General features: G+C 49.8%; 2 protein-coding genes. Both read left to right on the plus strand.

From position 1 onward, the window contains the following. Positions 1-3995 (plus strand): condensation domain-containing protein (locus tag GRF59_RS29220; RefSeq protein WP_160501220.1); only part of this gene is annotated, 3995 nt, incomplete at its 5' end. A 27-nt stretch (positions 3996-4022) separates the two neighbouring features. Continuing rightward, a partial coding sequence (locus tag GRF59_RS29225) for a non-ribosomal peptide synthetase (protein WP_160501221.1) occupies positions 4023-9375 on the plus strand: 5353 nt, incomplete at its 3' end.

Consider the following 9375-nt stretch of genomic DNA (forward strand, 5'->3'; position numbering starts at 1 on the left):
CGGCCATGCAGCCGGTGCCTGTTGGAGTGACGGGGGATTTGTACATCGGCGGCATACAGTTGGCCAGAGGCTATCACGTGCGGCCCGAGCTGACGCAAGAGCGATTTCTTCCTGATCCGTTTTCAGACGAGCCGGGAAGCCGAATTTACAAAACGGGAGATTTGGCACGGTACTTACCGGATGGAAGCCTGGAGTACGCAGGACGGAGCGATGACCAAATCAAGCTGAGAGGATTCCGGATTGAATTGGGAGAAATCGAAGCGACGCTGCTGAAGCATCCGAAAGTTCTGGAGAGCGCGGTAATCGCCCGGGATGAGGAACGGGGCGGCAAGCGGCTGATCGGGTACTGGGTAAGCCAGGAGCCGGGAAGCACCAGTGCGGCGGAGCTTCGGAACTTCTTGAAAGGGAGGCTGCCGGAGTATATGGTGCCGGCGGCTTGGATGGAGCTGGACCGGATGCCGCTGACCCCGAGTGGTAAAACGGATCGCAGGCAGTTGCCCATGCCGAAAGACGTCAGGCCAGAAGCAGCTTTTGTAGCCCCGGAAAGCCCTGCTGAACGGCAGCTGGCGGAGATCTGGAAAGAGGTGCTTGGCGTACAGCAGGTTGGCGTTCATGATAACTTTTTCATTTTGGGCGGACATTCCTTGATGGCGACTCAATTGGCGTCATGGATACGCGATTCGATGCAAATCGATCTTTCGCTGAAAGTAATATTTGAGAACCCGACGATTGCAGAAATGGCTATTTATATCGAGAAAAACAACCCTTCTTCGAATTCCGAAGCCAGTGACGAAATGTGGTGGAATGATGAGGAGGACCATCCGCTTTCGTTTGCCCAGCGAAGATTGTGGTTCCTGAACCAATTTATGGACGATAAAACGGCATATATGATCCCCGGTGCTATTCGCCTCATAGGAAAATTAAACGCGGAAGCCCTTAGAGACAGCTTGAACGAAATGATCAACCGCCATGAATCCCTGCGCGTATCTTTCAAAGAAAACAATGGGATGCCTTTTATTGAGATAAGCAACAACCTATTTCTGGATTTGAGCCCTGTTTCGTGTCCTTTCCAGGATGCCGACAAGGAAACGGTGGTGCAGCGTTTGGCAGCTGAGGAAGCTCGTAGGCCATTTGATCTTACCCAAGCGCCGTTAATTCGAGCGACTTTGATCCGACTAGGTGAGGGAGACCACCTGTTACTAATTACGATGCACCACATTATTTCGGATGGCTGGTCACTTTCTGTTTTTACACAAGAATTGTCGCAGCTCTACAACGCCTTTATTCATGGCAAGTCTTCGCCGCTGCCTTCGTTACCATTCCAATATTCTCATTATGCTGTCTGGCAGCGTCGTTATTTGAGCGGAGCTAACCTAGAGAGACAAATAGACTACTGGAAAAAACAGCTTGAAGGTACTCAGCCTGTTCTTCAGCTTCCGACCGATTATGATCGTCCTGAGCAGCAGAGCTTCCGAGGTGGAAGCCTGCGGTTTAAGCTTGATGCATCTTTGACCGGTTTGCTCCAGGAACTTGGCCGGTCCGAAGGGGCAACTTGGTTTATGACGCTTTTGGCGGCATTCAATATCTTACTTGGGCGTTATACCAATGAAGAGGATATTGTGATAGGCACTCCGATCGCTAATCGAAACCGGAAAGAGATCGAGCCGCTTATCGGCTTTTTTGCGAATACGCTTGTACTGCGGACGGATCTGTCCGGTGCTCCGGATTTTAGGCAGCTTTTACGAAGAGTTCGCGAGAACTGTTTGCAGGCCTACGATCACGAAGATGTTCCATTTGAAAAACTCGTGGAATTATTGCAACCTGAGCGGAACCCCAAATATTCGCCGTTATTCCAGGTGATGTTTATTTTACAAAATAACGAGCTTCCTGCATTGGAGCTTGAGGGTATTCAAGCGGAAACGGTCGAAGTGGATCAAGGAACATCCAAGTTCGATCTGACGGTTTCCTTTGAAGAAAAAGCCGGTGGGTTCGAAGGGTGCTTTGAATATAATCTCGATCTGTTCCGGCCAGAAACCATAGGGAGGATGGCAGCGAATTTTCAGGCGCTTCTTCAATCGATCGCTGATGACCCGGATCAAAATATTCATACGCTTCCGATGTTCTCTGATGTAGAACGTGACGTCATGAGCTTGGAGAATCCTAACGAATGGAATTCGTTAACGTTACAGGTCTTCACTCGCTTGTTTGAACAGCAGGTACAAAGAACTCCCGACGCTACGGCCATCATGTATAAGGGACAAGGAATTTCATATGCGGAACTGAACAAGAGGTCCAACCAGTTGGCACGCTTACTTCAAAAAGCAGGGGTGAGTGAAGAAACGGTCGTTGCCATTTTGATGGAGCGGTCGCCAAGTTTGATTATAGCGTTTCTAGCAGTCCTGAAATCAGGAGGGGCATGTGTTCCGATTGATCCGGGATGTTCCAATGAAAGGCTGGATTATATTTTAGAGAATTCAGGAGTGAAATGGGTCCTGACACAGGAATGTTTTGCGGAAAAGATCCAGCAGGAGTCGATTCAAATCATAACTGTCGATCCGCAATGGACTGACCTTCATTCTGAAAACGATCAGAACCTTGAACACGAAACTCGGCCTGAACAACTCGCTTGCTTGATGTATACGTCCGGCAGCGGCGGAATTCAGAAGGGAGTGCGGATTCGGCATCACTTGCTGGCCAGTATGACGAAACGACTTGAGAAGTTTCTTCAGCCGGAAGCTACAGGGAATCACTTACGCCCAGGTCTGAATTGCTCGATTGAATCGGAGGCATTTTTAGGGCAGTTACAGTATCTTCTTCATGGTCATGCGCTTGATATCGTGCCGCAAGCGATTCGGACGGAATCGACAGAGTTCATTTCTTATGTGCGGGAAAACGGAATCGAGCGATTTACCTGTACCCCTACCCAGCTTCGATTATTACTTGGTGAAGGGCTGACAATTCATACGGGAACAGCACTGCGAGTGGTATGGGTTAGCGGGGAACCATTAGACAAGGCGCTTTGGAATCGTTTGGCGGAGTGTAAGACGATCCACTTCTATCATTTCTTTGGAATGATCGAACAAGCCGGCGCTTCACTTGGCTGTCGAGTTACTGCCCGTGGCAAACCTTCCCTGGGACATGCGTTACACGGCGTCGAGCAATCCATCCTTAATCGTCATATGCAGCCGGTACCATGGGGGGCCATTGGCGAACTCTATTTTAGACGTAACCATGCTGAGCCGCTGTATTGGGGCGAAACACAAAAAGTTGCTCATGAGAGAACGATCAACAGTCCTACATCCTCCAGTGAACAGTCAGGGTGGTTCGGAACGGGCGACTTGGTTAGGGGATTGTCGGATGGGTCCATTGAATACGTCGGAAGACTAGACCGTGAGATGAACGTGAATGGAGTCCGGATGGAGTACGGTCAAATTGAAGAGGCTTTATACGATCATCCGGCAGTGAGACAGGTCTATCTAAAGAGCGTAGTCATTGAAAGTATTCCGCGTCTAGTGGCATACGTGATGCTCAGTGAAAGAATTGAAATGTCCGAGATACATTCACATTTGAGAAGTAAGCTGCCGGGTTATATGATTCCGTTCTATCTCGTGGAAATGGACGACTTCCCATTAATCTATAACGGCAGGATTAAGGCCGATCATCTGCCTATACCGGATTTGAGCAGCATCGTAGGAGAGACCGACGAAGAGCCTAGAAACGCGATTGAAGCCTTATTAACGGAATATTGCAGAGAGTTGCTCGGGGTACCCGAGATTGGCATACATCATAATTTCTTTGATATGGGCGGACATTCTCTGCTGGCGATGGAGGTCATCGCCTATGTTCGGAACGCCTTTGGCGTGCAGCTTTCCGTCAAAACCCTGTTCGACTTACCTACCGTTGCCCAGCTTAGCAATGAGATCGAGCGGCTTCTTATCGAGGAAATAGAGAATATGGACGAGGAAGAGGCCAGGATGCTGCTGGAGGCCGAATAGGAACTTGATTACAAAGGAGAATGGAATATGACAAGCTTTGACCCGCAAACGAATCGTCTTTCCAAACTTTCCGATGCCAAGCTGGCGTTGTTAAACAAACGGATTCAGAGGGGAGAGACGGATTCGAAGCGGCACGGTATCGCCAAGCGGACAACAGTAGGCCCGGTTCCTCTCTCTGCTGCCCAAACGAGAATGTGGTTTTTGAGTCAATACTCTTCCCAAAGTGCGGAATATAATATGTGCGCTGCTGTAAAAATGCAAGGTTACCTGAATATCTCTGCTTTGGAAGAAAGTCTTTCGGCTATCGCGAATCGGCATGAGACTCTGCGTACCTCTTTTATCGAACTGAATGGGGAGCCGCAGCAGCTGATCGCAAGCGAAATTCGAATTTCGCTAGAACGTGTTGACCTTCGGATGGAAAAGGAAGGCATAAGAGAATCCGAGGCGCTCCGCGGGGCAGAGGAAGATGCCCGGCGGCCCTTTGACTTGACGGAGGCTCCTCTGCTCCGGACCAAGCTGTTCGTTATGAATGAAAATACTCATATTTTCTATATTAATATGCATCATATTATCTCTGACGGCTGGTCCAAGGGCCTCTTTATTAATGAAATCATGACTTTCTACAAGAGCCTGGTGGATCATGAATCTGTCACACTGCCGGAACTGCCGGTGCAATATGCGGATTACGCCCTGTGGGAGCGCGAGCAGCTGCAGTCAGAGATTTGTCGCCTGCAGCTGAACTATTGGAAACAAAACCTTCAGGGTCCTCACCCTGTATTGCAGCTGCCGATGGAGCGCGCTGCTTCTCAGGGTTCCTTCTATACAGGCGGTATGTATTCGTTTAGTATTCCGGAACCCATCACAACAAAGCTGCGGGAGTTTGGCAAAGCGGAAGGAGCCACGCTTTTTATGATGCTCCTCTCGGCATTCAAAACCCTCTTGTTCCGTTACACGGGACAAGAGGATCTAATGATTGGCACGCCTGTGGCAAACCGGAATCATCCGGAGACCGCGCATCTCATTGGTTGTTTCGTTAATACGCTTGTCATACGCACGCAGGTTGCCTCCGGCATAACATTCCGTGATCTGATCGGGCGAGTGAAGAGCGCGAGCCTGAATGCATACTCCAATCAGGATGTTTCTTTTGAGAAAGTGCTGGAGGAGCTCCATATCGGAAGAACCGTGGGCATATCCCCTTTATTTCAAGCCATGTTCGCAATGCAAAATACGCCTAAACAAGCCATGGAGCTGCCTGGGTTAACGCTGGATTACATGAGTATCCATAACGAGACTGCCAAGTATAACCTGGTCCTCTCAGTATCGGAAGAACGTGATGTCCTGGAGAGTACGCTGGAGTATAATAGTGGGCTGTTCGATCGGAATACGGTGGAGAGAATGGCGGATCATTTCTTGAACTTGCTGGGAAGCGCAGTGTCTTCTCCAGATGTTCCCGTATCCCGGCTTTCCATCATGAATGCGGCCGAAAAAGAAAAAATGATAATGGAGTATAGCGGCAGCGTGTCCGAAAAAAAACCGCAAAGCACCCATCTGGCAGAATGGTTTGAACAGCAAGTTGCCCAAACACCTGAAAGGGTCGCTTTGACTTATGAAGGAGAAGAGGTGACCTACCGGGACCTCAACGAACGTTCTAACCAGGTCGCTCATTATCTGCAAGGTTTGGGAATTGAGCCGGAACAGTTCATTGGTTTATTTATGGAGAGATCGATAGAGATGGTTGTTGGCATTATCGGCATTCTGAAAGCCGGGGGAGCCTATGTTCCGCTCGATCCCATGCTACCCGCGGACAGGCTGAGTTATATGTTAAGTGACACCGGGCTGCGCATGATTGTAACCATGAGCGGAAGTTCTAGTTCTCTTCCAGTGTTCAAGGGCGAACTTATCGAGCTGGACCTGCTTGATTCTGTTCTGGCCGGAGAATCTGTTGCTAATCCCGGCTGCAAGATCAAGCCAGAACATCTGGCTTATATGATCTATACGTCGGGCTCTACAGGCCAGCCCAAAGGGGTCATGGTTGAGCATGGCAATGTGGTCCGCTTGCTACAAACGACCAAGCCGCAGTTCGAGTTCAAGGAGACGGATGTATGGACTTTGTTCCATTCCTATGCATTTGATTTCTCCGTTTGGGAAATCTGGGGGGCTCTTTTGTTCGGGGGCAGACTTGTTGTGGTTCCTTATTGGGTAAGCCGCTCTCCCGAAGATTTTTACAACCTTCTGCATGTGGAGAAAGTAACGGTACTGAATCAGACGCCTTCGGCATTCCGTCAACTGATGAAGGTGGAGGAGTCTGACCTAAACGCAGGTTCCCTGGCGCTTCGCTATATTGTCTTTGGAGGGGAAGCACTGGACCTGTTGTCGTTAAAGCCCTGGTTTCAGCGTCATGGAGACCAGTATCCCCAATTGATCAATATGTACGGCATAACAGAGACAACCGTCCATACGACCCTTCGCCCGATCGCTCTAGCAGATCTTGAATCCAGCAAAGGAAGCGTCATTGGTCGCCCCCTTGGAGATCTTGAAATCTATGTCATGGATGAATATATGCAGCCGGTTCCAGTCGGCGTACCGGGAGAAATGTATGTCGGCGGTGCCGGGGTGACGAGAGGATATTGGGGCAGGGCCGAGCTGACAGCCAGCCGATTTATCACTCATCCGTACAACAAAGGCGAACGTCTCTACAAGACAGGTGATTTGGCGTGCTTTTTGCCTGACGGGGATTTGGAGTATATCGGCCGGATCGACCATCAGGTCAAAATGAACGGCTTCCGTATTGAATTGGGCGAGATCGAAGCCGTGTTGAAGCAGAATCCGAGCATCCGGGAAGCCGTTGTAACGATCCGTGAAGAGCCGTCCGGACTGAAACGCTTAGAGGCTTATCTTGTAAAAATAACGAAAGAAACGATTAATCTCCAAGAGCTGCGTTCCTATTTGCGGCAAAAACTTCCAGGTTACATGATACCTGCCGTTTTCCATATCATAGAATCAATTCCGCTTACCCATAATGGAAAAGTTGATCTTAAAGCGCTTATATCCATGAAGTCGAACCGGATTGAAAACCAGCTAGAACATTCGGCCCCCAGGACAGAACAGGAGCAACGGTTATGTCAGATATGGCAGGATGTTCTCGCTGCTGAAATGGTTGGCATAGACGATAACTATTTTGAGCTGGGCGGAGATTCAATCCGTGCTATACGAGTCCGTGCGGAATCGCAGCGACAAGGGATTGTATTCACCATTCAGCAGTTGTTCGAGTTTCAGACGATTCGTTTGTTAGTTCAGGCTATTCAATATCAAGGCCAGGATTCACCCGCTGTCTTGAAGCGAATGCCCTTTGATGGTTTGTCCTTCGAGGATCGCGCAAGAATTCCGGAGAGCATTGAGGATGCTTATCCTCTAACCAGACTTCAATCCGGCATGCTGTTTCACTCGGAGCTGCAACCTGAAGGCAGCTCAATTTATCACAACATCAGCAGCGCCAACGTAAAGGGCCGTTTTGAGTTCAGTGCGCTGGATCAGGCAGCTCAACAGTTGGTTGCCCGTCATCCGGTCCTCCGGACCTCATTTGATTTATCGTCCTACAGTGTGCCGCTGCAGCTGGTTCACCAGGCGGCCAAAAATCAAATTGAGGTAGAAGACCTTCGTAATTTGCCGAAAAAAGACAGAGATGCAGCTTTATTGTTATGGTGCGAGAAAGAGCGTAAAAACCTCTTTGATTGGAAAACGGCTCCTCTTTTTAGGATAAACATTCACTTGCTGACCGAGGATACGTTCCAATTTACGCTAACGGAGCACCACTCCATCTTGGACGGGTGGAGCGTGGCATCGATGCTCACCGAGCTTTTTGCCTATTATAACGAGTATTTGATGAATCGAGAGCCTCAGCTTAAACCCAAACTTGATGTCGCATTCTCGGATTATGTTGCGATGGAACAACAAGCATTGGAAAGCTCGGATGGTAGACGTTTCTGGAACGAACATGTGAAAGAGTCTCCAGTTTATCGGATGCCGGTCAAAACCGAGGTCGATACAGGCAATCTGGATGAACCGGTCATGGATACGGCTGAATTCAATCTGACGGAGGAGCTGCATGCCGGCGCCAAAAAACTGGCAGCTTTAGCTTCCGTCCCCCTTAAGACGGTATTGCTGGCAAGTCATCTGTATGTCATACACACATTGTCCAATGAAGAGGATATTATGACGGGCATGGTAACAAATTGCCGTCCCGAAGAATTGGCGGGCGATGAGGTTCTGGGTCTGTTCTTAAACACGCTGCCGTTGCGCGTGAAGATGAAAGGTAAAGGCTGGATCGACCTCGTTAAGCAGACTTTTGAAACGGAAATGGAGGTGTGGCCGCATAGACGTCTTCCGCTGGATGAAATACAAAAAAATGCAGGCCAGGGTCAACCTCTGTTTGATACCGTGTTTAACTTTACGGATTTTCATATCTATCAATCTTTCGAAGGAATTGGAGAATTAAGCATCTTAAGCACAAGCGACACTGCATATACCAACTTTAATGTAATGACTCAATTCAATTTGGACCCGAAAACATCGGAGCTTAGGCTGATTTTGCAGTGGAACAAGTCCCGGTTTAGTCAGAAAGAAATAATAGCATTCAAGGACTATTACACGCGGACGCTAGAGGCAATGACACAGGAGCCGCTAGCCGCTTATTCGGATTTTACTCCGCTTTCGGATGAGGAACGCTATCAAACCGTAACGGAATGGAACAAAACCGGGCGCGATTATCAGCTGGACAAGCCGCTTATTCAGTGGATTGAGGAGCAGGCGGAGCGTACGCCGGATGCCATGGCGATCCGCTTTGAAGACCTTGAGCTGACCTATCGCGAGCTGGATCAAGAAGCCGAACGACTAGCCCGCAGACTGCGTCGGCTAGGAGCGGGTCCGGACGGCCTCGTCGGGATCAGCGCGGAGCGCTCACTTGAGATGATGGTTGGGCTGCTTGGGATTCTGAAGTCCGGCGCGGCTTATGTGCCATTAGACCCGGCGTACCCTCGGGAGCGGCTGGCCTTTATGCTGGAGGACGCCGGGGTGCCGATTCTGCTGACACAATCCCATTTGGCACCGGAGTTACCCGAGCATTCCGCGCATGTGGTGCTGCTTGACGGGCCGGGCGAGATGCTGGAGGACGGGGAAGAGGAAGCTGCGAAACGTGCCGCCGCTGGCCGTAAGGACGCGATCTATATGATCTATACCTCGGGCTCGACCGGCAACCCCAAAGGGGTCATCAATATCCAGGAGGCCGTGGTCAACCGCCTGCTCTGGATGCAGGAGACATTTGGACTCACTCCGGAAGACCGGGTGATGCAGAAGACGCCGATCAGTTTCGACGTATCCGTAT

This window comes from Paenibacillus dendrobii (genome assembly GCF_009807035.1).
GTDB classification, from domain to species: domain Bacteria; phylum Bacillota; class Bacilli; order Paenibacillales; family Paenibacillaceae; genus Paenibacillus_AQ; species Paenibacillus_AQ dendrobii.